We start from the raw sequence: 25,687 nt of genomic DNA on the forward strand, positions 1-25,687 counted from the left end.
CGTCGGACCCCGCAGGATCTCCGGGATCCTGCGGGGTCCGACGGCGCCACGGGCCGCAGAGACCTTGGGAAAGCCCCGATCTCACCCACGGGTGACCCTGTATGTCCCTTTCTGGGCGCGTTTAGGTACTTACAGGGTGTGATTCGGACCACGCAGATTGGGCGTAACGCTCGGGGAAACAGCGCGATGACCTAAGAGGTGACAGCCGAGGAGGGAATACGGACGCCGTTTGCGGCGCTGTGCATCTTCCCGGTCCCGCCCGCGCCGTCGGCCCAATCCCCAAGCCGGCGGTCGGCTCCTGTCCGTCCTGGACGGGGCCGGAAGCCGTTTTCCAACGTTCCGAGAGGTTGTTCGTGTCGGCCAGCACATCCCGTACGCTCCCGCCGGAGATCGCCGAGTCCGTCTCTGTCATGGCTCTGATTGAGCGGGGAAAGGCTGAGGGGCAGATCGCCGGCGACGATGTGCGTCGGGCCTTCGAAGCTGACCAGATTCCGGCCACTCAGTGGAAGAACGTACTGCGCAGCCTCAACCAGATCCTCGAGGAAGAGGGTGTGACGCTGATGGTCAGTGCCGCGGAGCCCAAGCGCACCCGAAAGAGCGTCGCAGCGAAGAGTCCGGCCAAGCGCACCGCCACCAAGACGGTCGCGGCGAAGACGGTGACCGCCAAGAAGGCCACCGCCACCGCCACCCCCGAGGCGCCCGCCGCCGACACGCCCGTCGAGGACGACGCCGCGCAGGTCGCTGCGAAGAAGGCGGTCGCCAAGAAGACGGCGCCCGCGAAGAAGACCGTCGCCAAGAAGACGGCGGCCAAGAAGACCAGCGCCAAGAAGGACGACGCCGAGGTCCTCGAGGAGGAGGTGCTCGAGGACACCCCCAAGGGCGCCGACGAGCCCGAGGGCGCCGAGAGCGCGGGCTTCGTGCTCTCCGACGAGGACGAGGACGACGCGCCGGCCCAGCAGGTCGCCGCGGCCGGCGCCACCGCCGACCCGGTCAAGGACTACCTCAAGCAGATCGGCAAGGTCCCCCTGCTCAACGCCGAGCAGGAGGTCGAGCTCGCCAAGCGGATCGAGGCCGGCCTGTTCGCCGAGGACAAGCTGTCCAACGCCGACAAGCTGGCCCCGAAGCTCAAGCGCGAGCTGGAGATCATCGCCGAGGACGGTCGCCGCGCCAAGAACCACCTCCTGGAGGCCAACCTCCGTCTGGTGGTCTCCCTGGCCAAGCGCTACACCGGCCGCGGCATGCTCTTCCTGGACCTCATCCAGGAGGGCAACCTCGGTCTGATCCGCGCGGTCGAGAAGTTCGACTACACCAAGGGCTACAAGTTCTCCACGTACGCCACATGGTGGATCCGTCAGGCGATCACCCGCGCCATGGCCGACCAGGCCCGCACCATCCGTATCCCGGTGCACATGGTCGAGGTCATCAACAAGCTCGCGCGCGTGCAGCGCCAGATGCTCCAGGACCTGGGCCGCGAGCCCACTCCGGAGGAGCTGGCCAAGGAACTCGACATGACCCCCGAGAAGGTCATCGAGGTCCAGAAGTACGGCCGCGAGCCCATCTCCCTGCACACCCCGCTGGGCGAGGACGGCGACAGCGAGTTCGGTGACCTCATCGAGGACTCCGAGGCGGTCGTCCCGGCCGACGCGGTCAGCTTCACGCTCCTGCAGGAGCAGCTGCACTCCGTGCTCGACACCCTGTCCGAGCGCGAGGCGGGCGTCGTCTCGATGCGCTTCGGTCTCACCGACGGTCAGCCGAAGACCCTCGACGAGATCGGCAAGGTGTACGGCGTCACGCGCGAGCGCATCCGCCAGATCGAGTCCAAGACCATGTCGAAGCTGCGCCACCCGTCGCGTTCTCAGGTGCTGCGCGACTACCTCGACTAGGTCGCCGTCGTACGACAGTGAAGGCCCGGTCCTCCCGCGTGGAGGACCGGGCCTTCTCGTGCTGTCGCGCAGGTGCGGGGTGCGACGGGCTGGATCACTCTGGGTCTCCCACGACATCCCAGAGTGAGGAGCTCGTATGCGTCGTCCCTTTGTCCGGGCGCTGGCCCGGCCGCTGGCCCTTGTGGCCGCCGCGACCGCCATACCGTTGCTTTCCACTGCCCCCGTGGCCGCCGACAGCGTTGTCATAGGGAGTTTCCCGATCGATGTGTCCGAGAGCCCGTGGACGGTGGCGCTCTCCAGCCGTGACCGGTTCGGGGGTACGCGTGCGGGGCAGTTCTGCGGCGGTGTGGCCATCGGCCGTACGACCGTGCTCACCGCGGCCCACTGCATGGGCGAGGACGTCCTGGGGGCACCGCCGGAGCGCGTCCACGACCTCAAGGTCATCGCGAACCGCACGGACCTGCTTTCGGACCGCGGCCGGGAGATCCCGGTACGTGACGTCCAGGTGAGTCCGACCTTCGACAGCGACAGCAACGCCGAGGACTTCGCCGTGCTCACTCTCGCCAGACCGCTGCCGCGCAGCTCGGTCATCGCAATGGCGGCCGCCGGCGATCCTGCGTACAAGCCGGGCACCAGCGCGACCGTCTCCGGGTGGGGCGATCTCACCGGCGGCGGCGACTACGCGCACAGTCTGCGGGCGACACGCGTGCACGTGCTGCCCGACGCCCGGTGCCAGGAGGCGTATCCGGGCAGCACCGACGGCACGTACCAGGCCAAGAGCATGCTGTGCGCCGGGGAGGCGGGAGGCGGCCACGACGCCTGCCAGGGGGACAGCGGTGGGCCCCTTGTCGCCCAGGGGAAGCTCATCGGACTCGTGTCCTGGGGGAGCGGCTGCGGTCGTGCGGGCAGCCCAGGCGTCTATGCGCGCGTCTCCGAGGCCCTACGCGGGATGGGCCCGCTGAGCAGGGGCAGGGCCCACTGACGGTGCCCGGACGGCATCCGGGGTGGTACGAGCGCGGGCGGCGCGGTCCCTGAAGCAGGGGCCGCGCCGCCCGTACCGGCCTGTGCCGGGGCTGGCTCGTCGTATGTGCGAGGTATCAGCGCTCTTCTTCGGAGGCGGATGCCGGAACGGACGTCAGCCGCTCCGTCTCGTCCTGTATCTCAGCGGCGATCTTCTTGAGTTCCGGCTCGAACTTGCGGCCGTGGTGGGCGCAGAAGAGCAGTTCTCCGCCGCTGAGCAGGACAACGCGCACGTAGGCCTGCGCGCCACAGCGGTCGCAGCGATCGGCGGCCGTCAGTGGGCTCGCGGGGGTCAGAACAGTAGTCACGTCGCCTCTTCTCTAGCTCGACGAGCTGTCGTACCAGGGTCAACATCCAACCAGCCCTAAAACGTTCCCGCCCCGGGCTTTTCCTCGAAAAAATCTTTCGAGGCCGGCTGTCTGCTGCCGGTTGGCGGCGAATGTGCCGTATTGCGTGTCTGTGTGTCGTACGGGTTCGCGCGGTCTGTCAATGTCAGGTCCTCCCGGCTGGCTTGCCGGTTGTTCATGAGGACGTGCCCGGAGCCTAAATGGTTCATGCCTCGAAGGGAACGTGATATGTACTTCACTCCATCGAGGGATCGAACATGTATGCGACCGTGGACTAGTCTTAACTCCAGACGAGGGTGGCGTTACAACGGCTCTACCAGGCCTCGGTACCCTCTTGACGGCGACCGAAGCCGGGCCCTTACCCACCAGGGCACCAACTGAAATTCAGCGAGGAGCGAACCGCGTGACCGCCGAGACGTCCGTGCCGTCCACAGCGCTGCTGGCAGGAGCAGACCGGGACGGTTCCAACTACACCGCGCGGCACCTGCTCGTCCTCGAGGGGCTCGAGGCCGTGCGCAAGCGCCCGGGCATGTACATCGGGTCCACCGACAGCCGCGGTCTGATGCACTGCCTGTGGGAGATCATCGACAACTCTGTCGACGAGGCTCTCGGGGGCTACTGCGACCACATCGAGGTGATCCTCCACGACGACGGCTCGGTGGAGGTCCGGGACAACGGCCGGGGCATTCCCGTCGACGTCGAGCCCAAGACCGGTCTTTCCGGCGTCGAGGTCGTCATGACCAAGCTGCACGCCGGCGGCAAGTTCGGCGGCGGCTCCTACGCGGCCTCCGGCGGTCTGCACGGTGTGGGCGCCTCCGTGGTGAACGCCCTGTCGGCCCGCCTGGACGTCGAGGTGGACCGCGGCGGCCACACTCACGCGATCAGCTTCCGCCGCGGCGTGCCGGGTGCCTTCGCCGGGAACGGCCCCGAGGCCAAGTTCGAGGCGACCAGTGGGCTGCGCAAGGCCAAGCGGATCCCCAAGACCCGCAGCGGTACGCGCGTGCGTTACTGGGCCGACCGCCAGATCTTCCTCAAGGACGCCAAGCTCTCCCTGGAGAACCTCCACCAGCGTGCGCGTCAGACGGCGTTCCTGGTGCCCGGCCTGACCATCGTCGTCCGGGACGAGTTCGGGCTCGGCGAGGGCGGCAGCAAGGGTGAGGAGTCCTTCCGCTTCGACGGCGGCATCAGCGAGTTCTGCGAGTACCTGGCGAGCGACAAGCCGGTCAACGACGTCCTCCGCTTCTCCGGCCAGGGCACCTTCAAGGAGACCGTCCCGGTCCTGGACGACCACGGCCAGATGACGCCCACCGAGGTCACCCGCGAACTCGGCGTGGACGTCGCGATGCGCTGGGGCACCGGCTACGACACGACCCTGAAGTCGTTCGTCAACATCATCGCCACCCCCAAGGGAGGCACCCACGTCGCCGGCTTCGAGCAGGCGGTCACCAAGACGATGAACGAGGTGCTGCGCGCGAAGAAGCTGCTGCGCGTCGCCGAGGACGACATCGTCAAGGACGACGCCCTCGAGGGCCTCACCGCGGTGGTCACCGTCCGCCTCGCCGAGCCCCAGTTCGAGGGCCAGACCAAGGAGGTCCTCGGCACCTCCGCGGCCCGGCGCATCGTGAACACGGTGATCTCCAAGGAACTCAAGGCGTTCCTGACCTCCACGAAGCGGGATGCCGCCGCGCAGGCCCGTGTGGTCATGGAGAAGGCCGTCGCCGCCGCCCGGACGCGCATCGCTGCCCGCCAGCACAAGGACGCCCAGCGCCGGAAGACGGCCCTGGAGTCCTCGTCGCTGCCTGCGAAGCTGGCCGACTGCCGCAGTGACGACGTGGACCGCAGCGAGCTGTTCATCGTCGAGGGGGACTCCGCGCTCGGCACCGCCAAGCTGGCGCGGAACTCCGAGTTCCAGGCGCTGCTGCCGATCCGCGGCAAGATCCTCAACGTCCAGAAGTCGTCCGTGACCGACATGCTCAAGAACGCCGAGTGCGGCGCGATCATCCAGGTCATAGGAGCCGGCTCGGGCCGGACGTTCGACATCGACGCGGCCCGCTACGGCAAGATCATCATGATGACCGACGCCGATGTGGACGGCTCGCACATCCGGACCCTGCTGCTGACGCTGTTCCACCGCTACATGCGCCCCATGGTCGAGGCGGGCCGGGTCTTCGCCGCGGTGCCGCCGCTGCACCGCATCGAGATCGTCCAGCCGAAGAAGGGCCAGGACAAGTACGTCTACACCTACTCGGACCGTGAACTGCGCGACAAGCTGCTGGAGTTCCAGAGCAAGGGGATCCGCTACAAGGACTCCATCCAGCGGTACAAGGGCCTCGGTGAGATGGACGCCGACCAGCTGGCCGAGACCACCATGGACCCGCGACACCGCACCCTGCGCCGGATCAACCTCTCCGACCTCGACTCCGCAGAGACGGTCTTCGATCTGCTGATGGGCAACGACGTGGCACCGCGCAAGGAGTTCATCTCCAGCTCGGCGGCGACGCTGGACCGGTCGCGCATCGACGCGTAGCCGCTGGGCCTGGTCCGGGGCGGACCCTTGCCCGGGTCGGCCACGGTCGTCGTACGTCGGCTCCACCCGTGGGTGGAGCCGACAGCCGTGTACGGATCCACCCACGATCCACCCCTGCTCCGATCTGCTGACCTGCGAACTTCCGTAGCGTCGAAGGCGTCGACAGCACTCGCTGGCGACTCCCCTCTTCGCTCACGGAGGCTCTGATGTCCGGGTTCGTCAACGCGCTGGCGATCGCGGCTGTCGTCGTTCTCGTAGTCGTGCGGCAGTTCCGCGCGCAGCAGATCGGCGCCGGCAGGCGCTGGTGGCTGCTGCCCGTGATCCTTGCCTTCGTGGCCCTGCGTGAACCCGGCATCCTCGACGCCCACCACCGCACGGAGTCGGTCGTCCTGCTCGGCGCCGAGCTGCTCGTCGGCCTTGGCACCGGGGCCGGATGGGCCTGGACGACCCGAATATGGGCGGAGCCGGACGGCACCGTGTGGAGCAAGAGCACCAAGGCGAGCGTGATGGTCTGGATCGCCGGTATCGCCCTGCGTGTCGGCCTCTTCGCGCTCGGCATGCTCTTCGGAGTCCATCAGGACAGCTCCGCCCTGCTCGTCGCCCTCGCGGCCACCCTGCTGGTCCGCTCCGGGATCCTGGTCTGGCGGGCGCAGTCCGTGGCGACCGCGGACGGTCGGGGCACGGCGTACGGTGACTTCATGGTCCGCCCTGTGCGGAAGGAGCGCGTGTGACGCAGAACGCCTGGATGCGCTGGCCCTCCCGGGAGGCGCTCGGGCGGGCAGGTATCTCGCGGCCTCGGCGCATGCTCGCCTGGGCCGTGAGGTTGTTCGCCCTCGCCATCCTGCTGTGGGGCGCCTTCAACAGCAGCCGGGTCCACGGCTGGGTGACGGTCGTGGGTGGTCTCGGCGTGGTGGTGGCGGGGGTGCTCGCCTGGGCCCTGTACCGCACCACGTTCCAGCACCGGCTCTGGCCCTCTCTCAGCATCCTCTTGGCGCTCCTGGGACTGGCCGTCGGAGCGCAGGCCCTGGGCTTCCGGGGGCCGGCCCTCGTCCTGTGGTGCGGCTGCGCCGTCACCGCGCTGGAACGGCTGCCGCTGGCGGCCGCCCTGCCGACGGCGTCCGTGGCCCTCGCGTCCTACGCCGCGGTCAGCAACGACGTGTGGCTGACCACGGCGGCCACGACGGCGGGCCTGGCCCTGGCCGGCTACGTCCTGCGCCTCGACGCCGAAGCCCGTGGCAGCGCTCAGCGCCTGCTCGCCCAGGAGCGTGCCGCCCGGGCCGCGGAGGCAGAGTCGGCGGCGCTCGCGGAGCGGGCCCGGATCGCACGGGAGATCCATGACGTGCTGGCGCACAGCCTCTCGGCCCAACTCGTGCACCTGGAGGCAGCCCGGCTGCTCATCGAGCGAGGCGCCGGCCGGGACCAGATCCTGGAGCGGGTGGTGGCGGCAAGGGGGATGGCCCGTGACGGACTCGACGAGACACGGCAGGCGCTCTCGGCGCTGCGCGGGGAGCTGACTCCGCTGGAGGACTTCCTCTCCCAGCTGGTCGGTACGTCGGCCGGTGCCGAGGTCACCATTACGGGTGAGCGCAGACAGCTGCCCGCAGAGGCGTCCCAGGCCGTGCGCAGGGTCGCGCAGGAAGCCCTGACGAACGCGCGCAAGCACGCGCCGGGGGCCAAGGTGCGGGTGCGGCTGGATTACAGCGACCATCAAGTGACGCTGGATGTACGGGACTCCGGCGGCACGCCGGGCGAACTCGCCGGGGCGGGCGCCGGGTACGGTCTGCTGGGCATGCGCGAGCGTGCCGAGCTGTTGGGCGGCTCGCTGGAGGCCGGGCCGGACGAGGAGGGGTTCGCGGTGACGCTGAAGGTGCCCGTATGACGGAAGGGGCGGAGCAGCGGCCCGCGCGCGTGGTGGTCGCGGACGACCAGACCGTGGTGCGTGAGGGCATCGTGATGCTGCTGGGCCTGTTGCCCGGGGTCGAGGTCGTCGGGGCCGCGGGGGACGGGGACGAGGCCGTGCAACTCGTGGCGGAACTCGCCCCGGACGTGGTGCTGATGGATCTGCGCATGCCGCGTTGCGACGGTGTGGAGGCGACCCGGCGCATTCGCGCGGAGTATCCCGGGACGCAGGTCGTGGTGCTCACGACGTACGCGGATGACGAGTCCCTGTTCCCGGCGTTGCGGGCCGGGGCGCGGGGCTATCTCACCAAGGACGCGGGCGGGGACGAGATCGTACGGGCCGTGCAGAGCGTCCTGTCCGGGGATGCCGGGCTGTCGCCGAGCATCCAGCGGCGGCTGCTGGAGCGGCTGTCCGGCCCGGAGCCGCAGCCGCCGGCTGTGCCGGAAGCGCCGGACGGGCTCACCGCGCGCGAGACCGAGGTGCTGCTGCTGATCGCCGACGGCCTCAGCAACCAGGAGATCGCCCGTAAGCTGCATGTCTCCACCGCGACCGTGAAGACTCACATCAACAACCTCTTCGCCAAGACGGGGCTAAAGGACCGTGCCCAGGCGGTGCGTTACGCGTATGCGAAGGGGCTCGCGCGGCCACCGGCGGGATGAGTCACCTGATGGGGTGAAGAGCGCGGAGAAGCAGAGTCGGGGATCTATCCGTTCTGTCCATCCTTGGGCATGCAGTCAAGCAATGGCCGTCCCTGCGGAGGCGGGGGTGGCGCCGATGGTTCGGGCGGGCACCGCGATCACGACTCGTCCCCTGCAGAGGCTTCCGGAGGTGCGAGGTACGACCCGTGGTACGACGCGCTTGCCTCCGGATGGGGCGAGTCGGACGGCGTCGGAGGTGCCGTACCCGAGGCCGGGCCTGTAAGTCCGCCGAGCGAGGACGGGACTGCCGCTGCGGCCGACGTGTATCTCGAGGTGCAGCGCAGCGCGGCGTTCCGGGAAGTGCGCAGCAGATACCTCAGGTTCGTCGTGCCGGGAGTCGCTGTCTTCCTGGTCTGGTACGTGGCATACCTCGTGACCGCCACCACCGCGCCCGGGCTGATGGCGCATCCCGTGGCCGGCGCCATGAACGTGGCGATGCTCGCCGGGCTCGGGCAGTTCCTCAGCACCTTCCTGTTCGCATGGGCCTACGCCCGGCATGCTCGGCTGCGCCGCGACCGGGCCGCGCTCGAACTGCGCTGGAACACACAGGAGTTGACGCGGGGAGTGGGAGGTGGTGCGTTGTGACGGGGGGCCATCAGACGCTTGCGCTGTTTCTGTTCAGCGTGTTCGTCGCCATCACGCTGGCGATCACGACGTGGGTGAGCCGCAACCGGCAGGGCTCGGCGGAGGAGTTCTACGCGGGCGGGCGTCTTTTCTCTCCCATGGAGAATGGTTTTGCCATCGCGGGCGACTACATGTCGGCTGCTTCCTTCCTGGGCGTCACAGGGCTCATCGCGCTGTTCGGATACGACGGACTGCTGTACGTGGTCGGCTTCCTCGTCGCCTTGCTGGTGGTGCTCTTCCTCGTCGCCGAACTCGTGCGCAACTGCGGGCGGTTCACGCTCGCCGATGTGGTCGCGGCACGCATGAGCGAGCGGCCCGTGCGGATCGCGGCGGGAACTTCCTCGGTCACCGTGTCCGTCCTGTATCTGGTGGCGCAGATGGTCGGGGCGGGCAGCCTGGTCGCGCTGCTGCTCGGGGACTCGAGCACGGCGGCGCGGGCCTGGACCGTCATCGGTGTCGGCGCGCTCATGGTGATCTACGTGTCGCTGGGAGGGATGCGGGCCACCACCTGGATCCAGATCGTCAAGGCGGTACTGCTGCTCGCCGGTACGGTCGCGTTGACCGTACTCGTCCTGCTGCGGTTCCACGGCGACTTCGACCGGCTGCTGCTGACGGCGGCCGCGCGCAGTGGTCACGGCGATGCGTTCCTGGCTCCGGGGCTGAAGTACGGCGGGGACTGGACCGCCCGCCTGGACTTCATCAGCCTGGGGCTGGCCCTGGTGCTGGGCACGGCAGGGCTGCCGCACATTCTGTCCCGCTTCTACACGGTGCCCACCGCCCGGGCGGCGCGGTGCTCGGCGCTCTGGTCGATCGGGCTCATCGGCGGCTTCTACCTGATGACGATCGTCCTCGGCTTCGGGGCGGCCGCGATCGTGGGACCGGATGCGGTACGGGAGTCGAACGCGGCCGGGAACACAGCCGTTCCGCTCCTGGCGCTCGCTCTGGGCGGCGGCGCGAACTCCACCGCAGGAACGGTTCTCTTCGCGGTCGTCGCCGCCGTCGCCTTCGCCACGATCCTTGCGGTGGTCGCCGGACTCACGCTCGCCTCCTCGGCGTCCGTGGCCCACGACCTGTACGCGTCACTGCGGCGCAGCCGTGCCGAGCCGCGCAGGGAAGTGGCCGTGGCGCGCGTCGCCTCGATCGGTATCGGCGTGGTCGCGATCGCCCTCGGTCTGCTGGCCCGTGACCTCAATGTCGCCTTCCTGGTGGGCCTCGCCTTTGCAGTCGCCGCGTCCGCGAACCTCCCGGTGCTGCTCTACTCGCTGTTCTGGCGCGGCTTCACCACTCGCGGCGCCGTGTGGGCCGTGTACGGCGGGCTGGTCCCCGCGCTCGCCCTGGTCGTGCTGTCGCCCGTGGTCTCGGGCAGTCCGGAATCGCTGTTCCCGGCCGTCGACTTCCAGTACTTCCCGCTGCAGAACCCCGGCCTCGTGTCGATCCCGATGGGCTTTCTCGCCGGCTGGCTCGGCACGGTCACCTCCGACGAGGCCCCCGACGAGGCCAAACACGCGGAGACCGAGGTGCGGGCGCTGACGGGGGCGGGGGCCGCGTAGGGAGCGCCGCCCTTATCGTCGTAGGGCAGACTCCTCGTTCACGACCCGCCGTCGACGTGCTCACGCTGTCCTCGCTCGCAGCCTGCGCCGACGACACGGTCGGCAACGCCTCCAGCAGCAAAAAGCAGCGACCTCACGCCGTCGCCACCGGCGCGGGACCGACCTTACCCTCCTCGGCATGCGGACCCCGGAGGGTTCCCCGGAGAGGCTCGGCGGCCTGGTCTGGGCAAGACGTTCACCACCGAGTTCGTGGAGAAGGTAGAGAAGGCGCGGGCTGAATCCGTATGCAGAGAAGGGGCACGGCCCCTTCCCCGCCCCCACCGGCCGTGCCCTCAGGCGCGGGTCGCCCACACGTAACGGTGTTCAGGGCGGCCCGCGTCGCCGTATTTCAGGGTGAGCCGGGCCCGTCCCGTACGCTCCAGGAGCTTCAGATAGCGCTGGGCGGTCTGGCGGCTCACTCCCGTCCGGTCGGCGATCTCCTGGGCCGACAGCGGGCCTTCGGCGCTCATCAGGGACTGACGTACGAGCTCCGCGGTGGTGGGGGAGTGGCCCTTGGGCAGCCCCGGCTCCGAAGAGGCCGACAGGGCACCGAAGATGCGGTCCACCTCGGCCTGCTCCGCCTCGCCGCCGCCGTCGAGTGTGCGACGCAGCTCCGCGTAAGCCTCCAGCTTGGCGCGCAGGCCCGCGAAGGCGAACGGCTTGACCAGGTACTGCAGCGCGCCGTGCCGCATCGCGGCCTGCACGGTCGACACGTCACGGGCCGCCGTCACCATGATCACGTCGGTCTGGTGGCCACGCCGGCGCATCTCCTGGACGACCGCGAGACCCGTGTCGTCGGGCAGGTAGTGGTCCATGAGAACCAGGTCCAGACGGGGCAGCGTCTCCAGCTGACGGAGTGCCTCGGCGGCGCTGTGCGCCTCACCGGCCACGTGGAAGCCCGGCACCTTCTCGACGTAGGCGGCGTTGACCTGGGCGACCCTGGTGTCGTCGTCCACGACCAGGACCTCGATCATCGCGGCTCCTCCTTGACGGTCGTGTCCGCGGTTGCCGTGAGGGCCGGCTCCGGTGCCGGCTCGGTCAGCGCTTCCGGGAGGACGACGGTGAACTCCGCCCCGCCGCCGTCCGCTTCGCCCACCGTCGCGCTGCCGCCCTGCCGCTGCGCGAGCCTGCGCACCATGGACAGGCCGATGCCGCGCTTGCGGTGTGCGGGCGGCTCCTTCGTGGACCACCCGTCAGTGAAGATCAACTCGTGTTGTTCCGCCGGGATTCCGGGCCCGGTGTCGCGCACCCTGAGGACGGCGGTACGGCCCTCGGTGCGCAACTCGACCTCCACGCGCGCGTGGAGGGTGCCCGCGACCGCGTCGAGCGCGTTGTCCACCAGGTTCCCTACGATCGTGACGAGCCCCCTGGGGTCGATCAGCCGGTCCGGGAGCCGCGTCCGGTCCGAGACCCACAGGGCGACACCGCGTTCGGCCGCGACGGTCGCCTTGCCGACCAGCAGAGCGGCGATCAGCGGGTCCTGGATCTTCTCGGTGACCTGTTCCGCCGTGACCCGGTGGTCTCCGACCACCTCTCCGACGAATTCCACGGCGTCGTCGTACATCTCCAGTTCGAGCAGCCCCAGGAGCGTGTGCATGCGGTTGGCGTGCTCGTGGTCCTGGGCGCGCAGGGCGTCGATCAGGCCGCGGGTCGAGTCGAGTTCCCGGCCGAGCTGCTCCAGTTCGGTCCGGTCGCGCAGGGTGGCCACGGCGCCGCCGTCGTCGGTGGGCATGCGGTTGGCGACCAGGACGCGCTGGCCGCGCACGGTGAGCAGGTCGGTGCCCGCCACCCGGCCGGCCAGGATGTCGGCCGTACGTCCCTCGCCGAGCGCCTCGTCGGGGGACCGGCCGACGGCCTCTGCATCGATGCCCAGCAGCCGGTGCGCCTCGTCGTTCAGGAGGCGTATCCGACCGGCCCGGTCCAGGGCGACGACGCCCTCCCGGATGCCGTGCAGCATCGCCTCGCGTTCCGCGAGCAGCGCCGAGATGTCCGAGAAGGCCAGGTCACGGGTCTGCCGCTGGACCCGCCGCGAGATCAGCCAGGCGGCCAGCGCACCGACGGCCAGTGCACCGCCGGCGTAGGCGAGCAGTCCAGGGATCGCGCCGATGAGGTCGGCCCGCACGCTGTCGTACTTGATCCCGACCGAGACCGCTCCGATGATCTTGCCGTGGCCGTCGCGCAGGGGCACTTTGCCGCGGGCCGAGCGGCCCAGGGTGCCGTTGTCGATCTCCATGACCTCTTTGCCGGCCAGGGCGTCCCGCGGGTCGGTGGAGACAATGTTGCCTATCTCCGATGCCGTGGGGTGCGACCAGCGCACCTTGTTCCGGTCCAGCACCACGATGTACTCGGCATGTGTGGCCCGCCGGATGCGCTCCGCCTCCTTCTGCACCGGGCCGTTCCTGGTCGGCGGGGTGTGGAGGACTCCCTCGGCGATATGCCGGTCCTGCGCGGTGGTCTCGGCGATGGCCAGCGCCCGGCGCATCGCCTCCTGGTCGAGCTGTTTGCTCAGCGGAGCCAGGAACAGTCCGGTCGCGAGCACCGCGACTCCCGCGGCGATCGCCACCTGCATCAGCAGCACCTGCGAGAACACCCGCTTCGGCAGACCGAGGCGCAGGCGGCGGGCGGGGGGAGTGGGGCTCATACCCACGACGGTACGTGGACGTGCCGGAGCCGCCGTAGGGGGCGTGACATGCATCTCTTGATCAATGCTGAGCCGAGCGGCCGACGTATGGAGCGGACGGTCAACTCGCGAGCGCGGTCACGCTCAGCTCGTGCACCGCCAAGACCTCCATCCGCGCAGGTGAACCGAGAATCGACGTCCCACAGCTCTCCGGGCGGGGCGGCAGGGCCGCACCCTGGGCCACCTCGACGCGCCACCGGCGTCCGTCCACGTGAGCGACGGTCACCTGCCAGCGCGGCGCGGCCCCGTCCGTTCGTACGACGCTCAGGGCGTCCGCCGCGTACTCCCGTACGGCCGAGCGCACGGCCAGCTCCGCCGCCTGACCGGGACGTTCCCAGGCGGACCGTCCGCGGCAGCCCTCCACGACGATCCGTCCCTCCTGGACGCCGTGCAGGACCTCCCTGACCGCGTGGGCCTCTGCACGTCCGTACGCGTAGCCGTATGGAAGGACGAGCAGTGTGGGCGAGAAGCGATGGCCACCCAGATGGGTGACCTCCCAGACGCCCTCCACCTCGGTGGCGGCGAGCTCGGCGGCGAGCGGGCGACCGAGCAGCGCGCAGCAGCGGTCGCGCTTGCCGTTGGTGCAGACGAGGGCGAGCGGAGCACCGGCGTGCGGTCGGGCATCGAGCGCCGTGTCGAAGGTGTGGTGCGCGCCTCTGCCGAGCGCGGTGAAGTCGAGGTCGAGCAGGGCCCGCGGATCGCGGACCGTTGCGGAGCGCAGCCATGCGTGGCCGGGTGCGGTGTGGGCCGCGTACACCTGCCGCATGGTGGGAGTGCCGCAGTCGGCGTGCCGTCCCGGGCGTCGGATCAGCGCGATACGTACGCCCGTGCCCTCGGCGGCCGCCTCCAGGGCGCGTCCGAGTGCCGGATCGAGGTGGCTCGAAGTGAGCGCCTCGGCGCCCCAGGGACCCGGCTGCTCCAGCAGCAGCCAGGTCCTCGCGGTGGCCGCGGTTCCCGAGAGGGGCTCGTCGAGCTCCCGGGAGACGGTTGAGCACGTACTCACAGAGGTGAGCCTAACCTGACTTGGCTCACCGCGACTTCCGGGCGCATCCGTGTCCGGCGCGCCGACAGGCGCCGATCCAGCTACGGCAGCGGCTGGGGCGGCTTCGGGCCGACGTAGTGGCCACTGGGCCGCATGCGCAGCGGGCGTTCCCCGTACTCCTCGAGCGCATGAGCGATCCAGCCCGCCGTACGCGCCACGGCGAAGACGGTCTCGCCCGCGGTGGAGGGCATGCCCGAGGACGCGGTGAGCACGGCCAGGGCCAGATCGACATTGGCGTGCAGCGGAGTGTGGCGGGCGGTGGTGGCCACGATGTCGCGGGCCGCGGCCAGGGCGGGTGCGGCGCGGGGGATCTCCTCCAGGAGGCCGAACAGGACACGCGCGCGTGGGTCCTCGCCGGGGTAGAGCCGGTGACCGAGCCCCGGGATACGGCGGCCCGCGCGCAGCTCTTCCGCGATGACGGGGGCCGCATTGCCCTCGTCGAGCACGTCGAGCAGCAGCCGGTGGGCGAGGCCGCTGGCCGCTCCGTGCAGGGGGCCTTCCAGCACGCCGAGCCCGGCGGAGACGGCCGCGTAGGCGTGGGCGCGGGCCGAGGCGGCGACGCGCACGGCGAGCGTCGAGGCGGCGAGGTCATGGTCGACGAGCAGGGCGAGCGCGGTGTCCAGCACACGCAGCGAGGCCTCGTCGGGGTCGACTCCGGTCAGCCGAGCCCACAGGCGGTGCGCCAGCGGGCCCTCGTCACGGTGGCCGCGCCGGGCCGGCGGCAGGGCCGCGACCAGGGTGGGGATGAGCGTGCGCGCAGTGCCGAGCACGGAGTCCTCGGAGAGGTCGAAGCGCAGCGGGTCCGCCACCGCGGCGGCGATCGCCGCAACCCGCAGCCGGTCGGTCGGTCCGGTGTGTTCGGGCAGCGTGTCGACGGCGCGGCGGGCCAGGGCGACGGGGGCCTCGGGTGCGGTGAACACCGTGCCGGGGCGCAGCCGGCCGGTCCACAGCCACTCGGCGACCTCTTCGTAGGAGTGGCGCGTGGCGAGTTCCGTGGCGTCGACGCCACGGAAGAAGTAGCGGTCCGTCTCGATGAGGGTGATGCGCGTGCGCACGGAGAGTTCGCCGCCCGACGGTGAAGTCCCGCTGCTCTCCCGTCTGTTGCGCCGGGCGAGTGCCTCCACCTCCTTGGCGTCGAAGGTGCTGCCCCGGCCGCCGGGGACGCGGCGGCTGCTGAGCTGGCCGCGGCTCACGTACGCGTACACGGTCTCGGGCTTCACGCCCAGCAGTTCGGCGGCTTCCTTGGTGGTCAGCCGGCGTTCGGCGTGACCGGCAGAGGGGTCTTGATCGCGCATGGGGTCACCGTATCCGCATCACGACGCATGGATCGAAAGCATTGATTCAATCAATATTGACAGAGATTTAGTCAATCATCGACAGTTGAATCAAGTCCAGGGAGGAATCATGTCCGTCAACAGGTCATCCGCCGCCACCGTCGACGTGCCGCGGGGGCTCGCCGGCGTCGTCGTCACCGACACCGAGATCGGGGACGTCCGGGGGCTCGAGGGCTTCTACCACTACCGCCAGTACTCGGCCGTCGAACTCGCGCAGACCCGCGGCTTCGAGGACGTCTGGCATCTCCTGGTCCACGGCGAACTGCCGGACGAGGCGCAGCGTGCGGCGTTCATCTCCGAAACGGCCGCCCTGCGGCGGCTGCCCGACGAGGTGCGGGCCGCCCTGCCCGCCATTGCGGCGGCGAGCGGGCGGTCGGGCCCGCTGGCCGGTATGCGCACCGCGCTGTCGCTGCTCGGTGCGGCGAAGGGCTTCCGGCCGGTGTACGACGTCGACGCGGCCGCCCGCCGTCAGGACACCCTCGTGGCGGCCGCGGCCGTGCCGACCCTGCTCACGGCGCTGCACCGGCTGAGCCGCGGTCTCGCACCGGTGGAGCCCCGGGACGACCTCTCCTATGCGGCCAACTACCTCTACATGCTGACGGGTTCGGTGCCGGAGTCGAAGCAGGCCAGGGCGGTCGAGCAGTACTTGATCTCAACCATTGATCACGGCTTCAATGCATCAACCTTCACGGCGCGGGTCATCGCGTCGACGGGAGCGGACGTCGCGGCGTGCCTGGTCGGAGCCGTGGGGGCGCTCTCCGGTCCGCTGCACGGTGGTGCGCCCAGCCGCGCGCTGGACACTCTGGACGCGATCGGCAGCCCGGACCGCATCGACCCCTGGATCCGTGAACGCGTCCTCGCCGGCGACCGCATCATGGGCTTCGGCCACCCCGTGTACCGTACCGAGGATCCTCGTTCCCGGATGCTCCGCGAGGTGGCCCAGAGCTTCGGCGGCCCGCGAGTGGAGTTCGCCGTGGAGGTCGAGCGTCACGTGGAGAGCATCCTGGCGGAACTGAAGCCCGGCCGCGAACTCCACACGAACGTCGAGTTCTACGCGGGCGTGGTCATGGAACTGTGCGGCCTGCCCCGCGAGATGTTCACCCCGACGTTCGCGGCGGCGCGGGTGGTGGGCTGGAGCGCGAACATCCTGGAACAGGCGGAGGACTCGAAGATCATCCGGCCGGTGGCGCGGTATGTGGGGGCGGAGGCGCCGGTGGCGGTGCCCGTGATGGTCTGAAGGCTGAAAGGCCCGGGTGCCCTGAGGGATCCGTCCATCCCCTGACGTGCAAAGGGCTCGGCGATGTCGCGCACCGAGCCCAAGTAGACGTGGCGGATGACGTGATCAGGCGTCGGGGATGTCCTTCTTCGCCTCGATCAAGGTTTCACGGCTGATGACGACGATGCGCTCGTAGTCGGCCCGGGAGGCGTCGGCGGGTAGTTCCCTGTCGAGCCTTTCGGTGGCCTCCTCGCCGATGACGGCGAAGTCGCCGTTGCTGAGTTCGAAGATGTCCGGGCAGGTTCCTGCGCTCATGCTCGGTGCTGACTGGCGTTGCCGGGGCGGCGTGCCGAGTCGTCGTACGATTTCCACCTGGTCCTGGCCTCTCCTGTTTACAGGTGTGGGCGCCGGCCTGGCGTCGTCGGCCTGCGAATGCCCGGTGTGAATACGTGCACTGGACATACGAGAGCTTCCCACGCCAACGGGAATGTCGGTTTTGGCGTGAATCAGAGTTTCGCGCGTGACCACGACGATGCGGTCGTCCTTGGTGAGAGGTGTACCGGCTGGAAGCTGGGCATCCAGTCCGTTCGTGGCATCGGTTCCGATGACGGCGAAGTTGCCGTCGGCCAACTCGAAGATGTCCGGGCAATTCTGTCCGGTCACACTCCCCCGAGCTTTCGGAGGAGTGCCTAGCCGACGGATGATCTGACTCACTGTTCAATTTCCCCTTGGTCTCAAGGCCTGGGCGCCTGCGCGCTGCGCGGTGCGATGCGACCCTGTGGGGCTGCTGCCTCGACGAACGAGCGGCATGGAGCGACGGTTCAATGGGGGTCGACCCTTGACGCGATCGCGGAGCAGTCAACCCTGTTGGCACCAGGGGAAACGCGTGAATTTGCCAGTTCGTTATCGCCCGACTGTGTGATGCATCCGGAAAGGTGTATCGGCGGACGAAACTTTCCGTCCGATGGCGAGTCCGGCCGGTGCTAGTCGGCAGGGGGTTCGCCGACCACCCACCACTCCTCGCTGTCCGTCTCCTCGAGTTGCTGCAGGAGGTCATCGACCATGCGTCCGAGTTCCGCCTCCTCGGATGTGTCGAGCAGTGTGGCCCGGTGAGGTCGAGTCGCGTACCAGTACTCCCTGAAGATTGGATTCTGCAGGGCGCCTCGGACAAATCCGAAGAATTCAGCACGGCTGATGTTGCCGATGCGGTAGTAGCAGAGAGCATTGGTGTAGAGGGCGTTGGCGAAGAGGAACTGACGCTGCCTCTTGGCGGAGACCGGTGTGTCGTAGGTGTCGAGCACTTCGGCGAGTTCGGGGTCGTCCATGGCCTTGCTCAGTAGTTCCCAGTGGAGGCGCTGCTGCTGAGCGACGTTGACGTCACGTTGGGCCTGCGCAGACTGCTCCAGATGCTCCACGCGTGCCCGCAGCGACTCGATGACCTGTCGCTGCACGGCCAGGGTCCCCAGCGCTCCCGACGCCAGGCCCATGCCTGCCGCGGCGATCGCCCCCCATCGTGCTCCACGCTTCTGTGTGGCCATGTCAACCCCCGAGTCAGGCGGCCGTCCGCCGGTCGTCGGGGTGCGGGTCGACTGATGGGGACCGGCGAGCGGTGGGCGGCGCTTGCCGTCTCCCAGGGTGCCGAGCGGCTCTGGTCGGCAGGGAGGCGGAGAGGAGGCGCACGGAGGGAAGCGAGGGTCGCACGCTCCGGCGCCTTGCCCAACGTCTGCCCCGCAAGTGCTGCTAACAATCGTTCACTTCGCGGTGATTATTCCGGCTCGTATCCTGGTCCGGCATTCAATTCTCGTTCGTGCGCCGGGAGCGCGATCCGGTGCACGCGTCGGTGTCAGAGAGGTCGCACGTTGAGTCAGCCGAGCCACAGCCCCCGGCAGATCCCGGTCGTCGTACTCGCCGGATTCCTGGGCTCCGGCAAGACCACCCTCCTCAACCACCTCCTCCATCACAGCGGCGGCAGCCGTATCGGAGCCGTCGTCAATGACTTCGGCGCCATCGAGATCGACGCCATGGCGGTGGCCGGAGCGCTCGGCGATTCCACCGTCTCGCTCGGAAACGGCTGTCTGTGCTGTGCCGTGGACGTCAGCGAGCTCGACCTCTACCTCGAGCGGCTCGCCCGGCCCTCCGCCGGCATCGACGTCATCGTGATCGAGGCCAGCGGCCTCGCCGAGCCCCAGGAACTCGTGCGCATGGTGCTCGCCAGCGAGCAACCGGGGATCGTCTACGGCGGCCTCGTCGAGGTCGTCGACGCCGCCGAGTTCGACGACACGCGTGTGAAGCACCCCGAGGTCGACCGGCATCTCGCCCTTGCCGACCTCGCCGTCGTCAACAAGATCGACCGGGTGCCGGACGCAGAGCGCGTCCTCCGGGTCGTCCGCTCCCTCGTGGACCGCGCAGCCGTCGTCCCGGCCGCCTACGGCCGCATCGACCCCGAGTTCCTCTTCGACTGCAGGCCCAGCGAGGAGCGCATCGGGCAGCTGTCCTTCGACGACCTGCACGAACACGGCGAAGACGGTGAACATGAGGAATATGGCGAGCACGGCCACGCCGATCATCTGCACGCGGCCTACGACAGCCTGTCCTTCAGCTCCGAAGTGCCCCTGGACCCACGCCGGTTGATGGAGTTCCTCGACAGCAGGCCCGAGGGGCTGTACCGGATCAAGGGGTACGTCGACTTCGGGGCGTACGACGTCCACAACCGCTACGCCGTGCACGCGGTGGGGCGCTTCCTCCGGTTCTACCCGGAGCCCTGGGCGCCGGGCGACGCCCGCCTCACCCAGCTGGTCCTCATCGGCTCCGGCATCGACGCGCCCGCCCTCGGCAAGGAACTCGAGGCGTGCAACAGCGACGCCCCGCACACCGCCGACGAGCACGGTATGTGGGGCGTCCTGCGCTACGTACAGGATCCGGAAGAGGATCTCGTGGAGCCGCCGGCCTAGACGGGGCCCGCCACCACCGCCACCGTCTTCGGCAGGGACACGCCCGAGCCGTCGCGGCGCGGGTCGATCTCGGGGAGGTCGGCCGGGGTGCCGTTCTTCTGGGCCGCCTTGGCCGGGACGGCACCCGCCCAGGCCAGGGAGAGGCAGTCCTCGCCCTTCAGGAACCGCTGGCAGCGCACGCCGCCGGTGGCGCGGCCCTTGCGCGGGTACTGGTCGAACGGGGTGAGCTTGGCCGTCGTCTGGACCGAGTCGTCGAGCGTGCCGCGCGAGCCCGCGACCGTGAACACGACCGCATCCGCCGCCGGGTCCACCGCGGTGAAGGAGATCACCTTCGCGCCCTCGGTGAGCTTGATGCCCGCCATACCGCCCGCCGGTCGGCCCTGGGGCCGGACCTGCGAGGCCTGGTAGCGCAGCAGCTGCGCGTCGTCCGTGATGAAGACCAGGTCCTCCTCACCGGTGCGCAGCTCGACCGCGCCGACGATCCGGTCGCCCTCCTTCAGCGTGATGACCTCCAACTCCTCCTTGTTGGACGGGTAGTCGGGGACCACACGCTTGACGACGCCCTGTTCGGTGCCGAGGGCCAGGCCGGGGGAGGACTCGTCCAGCGTGGTCAGGCAGACCACCGTCTCGTCGTCCTCCAGGGAGAGGAACTCCGACAGGGGCGCACCGCCGGAGAGGTTCGGCGCCGACGCCGTCTCCGGCAGCTGGGGAAGGTCGACGACGTTGATCCGCAGGAGGCGGCCGGAGGAGGTCACCGCGCCGATCTCGCCGCGTGCCGTCGCCGGGACCGCCGAGACGATCACGTCGTGCTTGGTGCGCCGGGCGTCGGCGTCCTCCGGGAAGGGCTCGCCGTTCGACGTGCGGGCCAGCAGGCCAGTGGAGGAGAGCAGTACCCGGCACGGGTCGTCCGCGACCTGCAGCGGTACGGCGGCCGCCGGGGCACCCGAGGCCTCCAGCAGGACCGTACGCCGCTCGGTGCCGAACTTCTTGGCCACCGCGGCCAGTTCGGAGGAGACCAGCTTGCGCAGCTCCGCGTCCGACTCCAGGATCCGGGTCAGCTCCGCGATCTCCGCGTTCAGCTTCTCCTTCTCCGACTCCAGCTCGATGCGGTCGTACTTGGTGAGACGGCGCAGCGGCGTGTCGAGGATGTACTGGGTCTGGATCTCCGAGAGCGAGAAGCGCTCCATCAGGCGTTCCTTCGCCTGCGCGCTGTTCTCGCTGGAGCGGATCAGCCGGATGACCTCGTCGATGTCGACGAGCGCGGTGAGCAGGCCCTCCACCAGGTGCAGCCGGTCGCGGCGCTTGGTGCGGCGGAACTCGCTGCGGCGGCGCACGACCTCGAAGCGGTGGTCGAGGTAGACCTCCAGGAGCTCCTTGAGGCCCAGGGTGAGCGGCTGGCCGTCCACCAGTGCGACGTTGTTGATGCCGAAGGACTCCTCCATCGGCGTCAGCTTGTACAGCTGCTCCAGGACGGCCTCCGGCACGAAGCCGTTCTTGATCTCGATGACCAGGCGCAGGCCGTGCTCGCGGTCGGTGAGGTCCTTGACGTCGGCGATGCCCTGGATCTTCTTCGAACCGACCAGGTCCTTGATCTTGGCGATCACCTTCTCCGGGCCGACCGTGAAGGGCAGTTCGGTGACGACCAGGCCCTTGCGGCGGGCGGTGACGGTCTCGATCTCGACCGTGGCACGAATCTTGAAGGTGCCGCGGCCCGTCTCGTACGCGTCCCGGATGCCGGAGAGGCCCACGATGCGGCCGCCGGTGGGCAGGTCCGGGCCGGGAACGTGCTTCATCAGGGCGTCGAGGTCCGCGCCCGGGTAGCGGATCAGGTGCCGGGCGGCCGCGATGACCTCGGCGAGGTTGTGCGGCGGCATGTTCGTCGCCATGCCGACCGCGATGCCCGACGAGCCGTTCACCAGCAGGTTCGGGAAGGCCGCGGGCAGAGCGACCGGCTCCTGCTCCTGGCCGTCGTAATTGGGTGCGAAGTCGACCGTGTCCTCGTCGATCGACTCCGTCATCAGGCTCGTCGCCTGGGCCTGCCGGCACTCGGTGTACCGCATGGCGGCCGGCGGGTCGTCGTTGCCCAGCGAGCCGAAGTTGCCGTGGCCGTCGACGAGCGGCACGCGCATGGAGAAGGGCTGGGCCATGCGTACCAGGGCGTCGTAGATCGACGCGTCGCCGTGCGGGTGCAGCTTGCCCATGACCTCGCCGACCACGCGCGCACACTTCACATAGCCGCGGTCGGGGCGCAGCCCCATCTCGTTCATCTGGTAGACGATGCGGCGGTGGACCGGCTTGAGGCCGTCGCGGGCGTCGGGCAGGGCTCGGGAGTAGATGACCGAGTACGCGTACTCGAGGAAGGAGCCCTGCATCTCGTCGACGACGTCGATGTCGAGGATGCGCTCCTCGAACGAGTCGTCGGGCGGCGGGGTCTTCGTGCTGCGGCGGGCCATCGCTGCCGGCTCCTCTTTTCTGGCTGCTCGCGCTGAAGCGTGAACGGGTTCTGACGCGACCATTGTGGACCGCGGCACTGACAACGCGGACGAGGACCTGGCGTCGAAGTAGGTTCCCGGCGTGGCGGAAGGCTACGCGATCCGCTGTGGGCGTACGTCGCCCGGGAACTTCGCCGACGATCTGCACGCTTGCATACAGTGGCAGGACCGGCAGGAAAACCGCGGTTCGAAGCACCGCATCCGCGAGGCGAAGGGACGTACATGCCCATGGGTCACACGGCCACAGACCAGGCAGGCACCGGGGGCCTGACAGCGACCGAGCACCGCCTGGCCAACGGCCTGCGCGTGGTGCTCTCAGAGGATCACCTGACCCCGGTCGCGGCGGTGTGCCTCTGGTACGACGTCGGCTCGCGCCACGAAGTCAAGGGACGTACCGGCCTGGCTCACCTTTTCGAGCACCTGATGTTCCAGGGCTCCGGTCAGGTCAGGGGCAACGGGCACTTCGAGCTGGTGCAGGGCGCCGGCGGCTCGCTGAACGGCACCACCAGCTTCGAGCGCACCAACTACTTCGAGACCATGCCCGCGCACCAGTTGGAACTCGCCCTCTGGCTGGAGGCCGACCGGATGGGCTCCCTGCTCGCCGCCCTCGACGACGAGTCCATGGAGAACCAGCGGGACGTCGTCAAGAACGAGCGCAGGCAGCGCTACGACAACGTGCCGTACGGCACGGCCTTCGAGAGGCTGACCGCCCTCGCCTACCCGGAGGGCCACCCCTACCACCACACGCCGATCGGCTCGATGGCCGACCTGGACGCGGCGACCCTGGAGGACGCGCGCGCGTTCTTCCGCACGTACTACGCGCCCAACAACGCCGTCCTCTCGGTCGTCGGCGACATCGACCCGGAGCAGACGCTCGCCTGGATCGAGAAGTACTTCGGGTCCATCGCCCCGCACGACGGGAAGCCGGAGCCCCGCGACGGCTCGCTGCCCGAGATCATCGGTGAGCAGTTGCGCGAGGTCATCGAGGAGGAGGTGCCGGCGCGCGCCCTGATGGCGGCCTACCGGCTGCCGCAGGACGGCACGCGCGAGGCGGACGCCGCCGACCTGGCGCTCACCGTCCTCGGCGGCGGCGAGTCCTCCCGCCTCTACAACCGGCTCGTACGGCGCGACCGTACGGCCGTCGCGGCCGGATTCGGCCTGCTCCGGCTGGCCGGAGCGCCCTCCCTGGGCTGGCTGGACGTGAAGACCTCCGGTGACGTCGAGGTGCCGGTCATCGAGGCCGCCATCGACGAGGAGCTCGCCCGGTTCGCCGCGGAGGGCCCCACGGCCGAGGAAATGGAGCGCGCCCAGGCCCAGTTGGAGCGCGAGTGGCTGGACCGGCTCGGCACGGTCGCGGGCCGCGCCGACGAACTGTGCCGGTACGCCGTCCTCTTCGGCGACCCGCAGCTCGCCCTCACCGCCGTCCAGCGCGTCCTGGAGGTGACGGCCGAGGAGGTCCAGGAGGTCGCCAAGGCCCGCCTGCGCCCCGACAACCGCGCGGTGCTCGTCTACGAGCCGCTCTCGCCCGAGTCCGCGGAGCACACCCAGGACGAGGACTTCCCCGAAGACCCCGAGTCCGAAGCCACGGTGGAAGCCACCGACCAGAACGAGGAGGCGGCCAAGTGACCGAGCTCGCCACGATGCAGTTCCACCCGCAGCCCCGGGCGGGCGAGGCCAAGCCGTGGGCTTTCCCGTCCCCCGAGCGCGGCGCGCTCGACAACGGCCTGACCGTCCTGCGCTGCCACCGCCCCGGCCAGCAGGTCGTCGCCGTCGAGGTGCTCCTGGACGCGCCCCTGGAGGCCGAGCCGGCCGGTTTCGAAGGCGTCGCCACGATCATGGCGCGGGCTTTCTCCGAGGGCACCGACAAGCACTCCGCCGAGGAGTTCGCCGCCGAGCTGGAGCGCTGCGGCGCCACGCTCGACTCGCACGCCGACCACCCGGGCGTGCGACTGAGCCTGGAGGTCCCGGCCTCCCGTCTCCCCAAGGCGCTCGGTCTGCTCGCCGACGCCCTCAGGGCGCCCGCGTTCGCCGACAGCGAGGTCGAGCGGCTGGTCCGCAACCGCCTGGACGAGATCCCGCACGAGCTGGCCAACCCCTCCCGCCGTGCCGCCAAGGAACTCTCCAAGGAGCTGTTCCCGGCGACCTCGCGCATGTCGCGCCCGCGCCAGGGCACCGAGGAGACGGTCGAGAAGATCGACGCGGCGGCCGTACGCGCCTTCTACGACCGCCATGTCCGGCCCGCCACGGCCACCGCGGTCATCGTCGGCGACCTGACCGGCATCGACCTGGACGCGCTGCTCGGCGACACCCTGGGCGCCTGGACCGGCTCCAAGGCCGAACCCCGCCCCGTGCCGCCGGTGACCGCCGACGACACCGGGCGCGTGATCATCGTCGACCGTCCCGGCGCCGTGCAGACACAGCTGCTCATCGGCCGGGTCGGCGCCGACCGGCACGACCGCGTGTGGCCCGCCCAGGTGCTCGGCACGTACTGCCTCGGCGGCACCCTCACCTCGCGTCTGGACCGCGTCCTGCGCGAGGAGAAGGGCTACACCTACGGTGTGCGCGCGTTCGGTCAGGTCCTCAGGTCCGCCCCGGACGGCTCCGGTGCCGCGATGCTCGCCATCAGCGGCTCCGTCGACACCCCGAACACCGGCCCGGCGCTCGACGACCTCTGGAAGGTGCTGCGCACGCTCGCCGAGGGCGGCCTCACCGACGCCGAGCGCGATGTCGCCGTGCAGAACCTCGTCGGTGTGGCGCCGCTGAAGTACGAGACGGCGGCGGCCGTCGCGAGCACGCTGGCCGACCAGGTGGAGCAGCACCTGCCCGACGACTACCAGGCGAAGCTGTACCAGCAGCTCGCCGCGACCGGCACCGTGGAGGCCACCGCGGCGGTCGTGAACGCCTTCCCGGTGGACCGTCTGGTGACCGTTCTCGTCGGTGACGCGGCCCAGATCAAGGAGCCCGTCGAGGCGCTCGGGATCGGTGAAGTCACGGTGGTGTCGGCCGAGTAGCGGCACGCGCGCGTGGCGTGGCCCTGGTGACGGATGCGTCACCAGGGCCGTCTTATGTCCGAATTGGCAGAGAATCGAAGGAGAGTTGCCTGTCTGCCCTGTGGGATGCGCTACAAACGCCGTGATCTGTTTGGGGATTGAAAGCGACCCCGCTTAGCGTCTTCCGGGCTGTCCGTCAGGCACCGCGCCGCATCCGCGGCACCGGACAGCCATCGCCGAGTCCCCGTACGGCGCGAGCCAGGGGAGCCGGGGACCCACCGCAGTCCCTGGGGTGAATCGGACGCCCGCGCGTGCAGCGAGGGGGTCCGTAGGAGACCTTCCTGCTCCGAACCCGTCAGCTAACCCGGTAGGCGAGAGGGAAGGAAAGGATCAG

The 25,687-nt window shown here is 69.7% G+C and carries 20 protein-coding genes, 1 pseudogene and 1 riboswitch; of the genes and pseudogenes, 12 read left to right on the forward strand and 9 right to left on the reverse strand.

What is annotated here, in order from left to right; all coding sequences use genetic code 11:
• The first annotated feature begins 353 nt into the window (after window positions 1–353).
• Window positions 354–1,883 (forward strand): RNA polymerase sigma factor, encoded by a 1,530-nt coding sequence (locus ACFY1E_RS40570; RefSeq protein ID WP_389085663.1) that lies wholly within the window; start codon window positions 354–356, stop codon window positions 1,881–1,883.
• A gap of 136 nt (window positions 1,884–2,019) precedes the next feature.
• Window positions 2,020–2,865 (forward strand): S1 family peptidase, encoded by an 846-nt coding sequence (locus ACFY1E_RS40575; RefSeq protein ID WP_389085666.1) that lies wholly within the window; start codon window positions 2,020–2,022, stop codon window positions 2,863–2,865.
• Between the two features lie 115 nt (window positions 2,866–2,980).
• Here the strand turns inward: ACFY1E_RS40575 and ACFY1E_RS40580 are convergent, their stop codons facing one another.
• A complete protein-coding gene (locus ACFY1E_RS40580; RefSeq protein ID WP_030945102.1) occupies window positions 2,981–3,211 on the reverse strand; it encodes a hypothetical protein in 231 nt (76 codons plus the stop codon).
• Between the two features lie 442 nt (window positions 3,212–3,653).
• Here ACFY1E_RS40580 and ACFY1E_RS40585 point away from each other — a divergent pair, with 442 nt between their 5' ends.
• The 6 genes from ACFY1E_RS40585 (at window position 3,654) to ACFY1E_RS40610 (ending at window position 10,549) form a co-directional block, all read left to right on the forward strand.
• Window positions 3,654–5,777, forward strand: coding sequence for a type IIA DNA topoisomerase subunit B (locus ACFY1E_RS40585; protein ID WP_389085668.1), 2,124 nt, complete (start codon window positions 3,654–3,656; stop codon window positions 5,775–5,777).
• Window positions 5,778–5,983: 206 nt separating this feature from the next.
• On the forward strand, window positions 5,984–6,508 hold the full coding sequence (locus ACFY1E_RS40590; RefSeq protein ID WP_389085669.1) for a DUF1453 domain-containing protein: 525 nt from the start codon (window positions 5,984–5,986) through the stop codon (window positions 6,506–6,508).
• Window positions 6,505–7,656, forward strand: a complete 1,152-nt coding sequence (locus ACFY1E_RS40595) for a sensor histidine kinase (protein ID WP_389085670.1) — start codon at window positions 6,505–6,507, stop codon at window positions 7,654–7,656. Before ACFY1E_RS40590 ends, ACFY1E_RS40595 begins: the two co-directional genes overlap by 4 nt.
• Window positions 7,653–8,336, forward strand: coding sequence for a response regulator (locus ACFY1E_RS40600; protein ID WP_389085672.1), 684 nt, complete (start codon window positions 7,653–7,655; stop codon window positions 8,334–8,336). Before ACFY1E_RS40595 ends, ACFY1E_RS40600 begins: the two co-directional genes overlap by 4 nt.
• Window positions 8,337–8,405: 69 nt before the next feature.
• Window positions 8,406–8,960 carry a DUF485 domain-containing protein gene (locus ACFY1E_RS40605; RefSeq protein WP_389085673.1) on the forward strand — a complete coding sequence of 185 codons (555 nt, stop codon included), beginning with the start codon at window positions 8,406–8,408 and terminating at the stop codon, window positions 8,958–8,960.
• Window positions 8,957–10,549 carry a cation acetate symporter gene (locus ACFY1E_RS40610; protein WP_389085675.1) on the forward strand — a complete coding sequence of 531 codons (1,593 nt, stop codon included), beginning with the start codon at window positions 8,957–8,959 and terminating at the stop codon, window positions 10,547–10,549. Before ACFY1E_RS40605 ends, ACFY1E_RS40610 begins: the two co-directional genes overlap by 4 nt.
• Window positions 10,550–10,881: 332 nt before the next feature.
• Here ACFY1E_RS40610 and ACFY1E_RS40615 read toward each other — a convergent pair whose 3' ends face one another.
• From ACFY1E_RS40615 to ACFY1E_RS40630, 4 genes are all read right to left on the reverse strand, one after another.
• The gene (locus ACFY1E_RS40615) at window positions 10,882–11,562 is read right to left on the reverse strand and encodes a response regulator (RefSeq protein ID WP_266961505.1); all 681 of its coding nucleotides are present in this window, start codon (window positions 11,560–11,562) and stop codon (window positions 10,882–10,884) included.
• On the reverse strand, window positions 11,559–13,229 hold the full coding sequence (locus tag ACFY1E_RS40620; RefSeq protein ID WP_389085677.1) for an ATP-binding protein: 1,671 nt from the start codon (window positions 13,227–13,229) through the stop codon (window positions 11,559–11,561). Before ACFY1E_RS40620 ends, ACFY1E_RS40615 begins: the two co-directional genes overlap by 4 nt.
• Before the next feature lie 100 nt (window positions 13,230–13,329).
• On the reverse strand, window positions 13,330–14,271 hold the full coding sequence (locus ACFY1E_RS40625) for a sucrase ferredoxin (protein WP_389085680.1): 942 nt from the start codon (window positions 14,269–14,271) through the stop codon (window positions 13,330–13,332).
• An 80-nt stretch (window positions 14,272–14,351) separates the two neighbouring features.
• Window positions 14,352–15,605, reverse strand: coding sequence for a citrate synthase (locus ACFY1E_RS40630; protein WP_389085682.1), 1,254 nt, complete (start codon window positions 15,603–15,605; stop codon window positions 14,352–14,354).
• A gap of 109 nt (window positions 15,606–15,714) precedes the next feature.
• On the opposite strand from ACFY1E_RS40630, the gene ACFY1E_RS40635 reads away from it, so the two are divergent.
• The gene (locus tag ACFY1E_RS40635) at window positions 15,715–16,881 is read left to right on the forward strand and encodes a citrate synthase/methylcitrate synthase (protein ID WP_389085685.1); all 1,167 of its coding nucleotides are present in this window, start codon (window positions 15,715–15,717) and stop codon (window positions 16,879–16,881) included.
• Window positions 16,882–16,986: 105 nt separating this feature from the next.
• Here the strand turns inward: ACFY1E_RS40635 and ACFY1E_RS40640 are convergent, their stop codons facing one another.
• From ACFY1E_RS40640 to ACFY1E_RS40650, 3 genes and pseudogenes are all read right to left on the reverse strand, one after another.
• On the reverse strand, window positions 16,987–17,232 hold the full coding sequence (locus tag ACFY1E_RS40640; protein WP_389085839.1) for a hypothetical protein: 246 nt from the start codon (window positions 17,230–17,232) through the stop codon (window positions 16,987–16,989).
• Window positions 17,233–17,343: 111 nt separating this feature from the next.
• Window positions 17,344–17,574: pseudogene (locus tag ACFY1E_RS40645) on the reverse strand (hypothetical protein); the annotation flags it as partial.
• Window positions 17,575–17,843: 269 nt separating this feature from the next.
• Entirely contained in the window at window positions 17,844–18,398 is a 555-nt protein-coding gene (locus ACFY1E_RS40650) for a DUF6082 family protein (RefSeq protein ID WP_389085688.1), read from the reverse strand.
• 321 nt (window positions 18,399–18,719) lie between these two features.
• Here ACFY1E_RS40650 and ACFY1E_RS40655 point away from each other — a divergent pair, with 321 nt between their 5' ends.
• Window positions 18,720–19,811: a CobW family GTP-binding protein gene (locus tag ACFY1E_RS40655; RefSeq protein WP_389085690.1), complete on the forward strand. Its 1,092-nt coding sequence runs from the start codon at window positions 18,720–18,722 to the stop codon at window positions 19,809–19,811.
• Here ACFY1E_RS40655 and ACFY1E_RS40660 read toward each other — a convergent pair.
• Window positions 19,808–22,264, reverse strand: coding sequence for a DNA topoisomerase (ATP-hydrolyzing) subunit A (locus tag ACFY1E_RS40660; RefSeq protein WP_389085693.1), 2,457 nt, complete (start codon window positions 22,262–22,264; stop codon window positions 19,808–19,810). The two genes, ACFY1E_RS40655 and ACFY1E_RS40660, sit on opposite strands and share 4 nt — an antisense overlap.
• Window positions 22,265–22,525: 261 nt before the next feature.
• Between ACFY1E_RS40660 and ACFY1E_RS40665 the strand changes: the two genes are divergently transcribed.
• Together ACFY1E_RS40665 and ACFY1E_RS40670 are read left to right on the forward strand one after the other, a co-directional pair.
• The gene (locus tag ACFY1E_RS40665; protein WP_389085695.1) at window positions 22,526–23,929 is read left to right on the forward strand and encodes a M16 family metallopeptidase; all 1,404 of its coding nucleotides are present in this window, start codon (window positions 22,526–22,528) and stop codon (window positions 23,927–23,929) included.
• Window positions 23,926–25,314: a M16 family metallopeptidase gene (locus tag ACFY1E_RS40670; RefSeq protein WP_389085697.1), complete on the forward strand. Its 1,389-nt coding sequence runs from the start codon at window positions 23,926–23,928 to the stop codon at window positions 25,312–25,314. The genes ACFY1E_RS40665 and ACFY1E_RS40670 overlap by 4 nt, the downstream gene beginning before the upstream one ends.
• A 203-nt stretch (window positions 25,315–25,517) precedes the next feature.
• Window positions 25,518–25,682, forward strand: a riboswitch (cyclic di-AMP (ydaO/yuaA leader).
• Window positions 25,683–25,687 lie beyond the last annotated feature (5 nt).

The organism is Streptomyces sp. NPDC001604 (genome assembly GCF_042893475.1).
Lineage (GTDB): Bacteria > Actinomycetota > Actinomycetes > Streptomycetales > Streptomycetaceae > Streptomyces.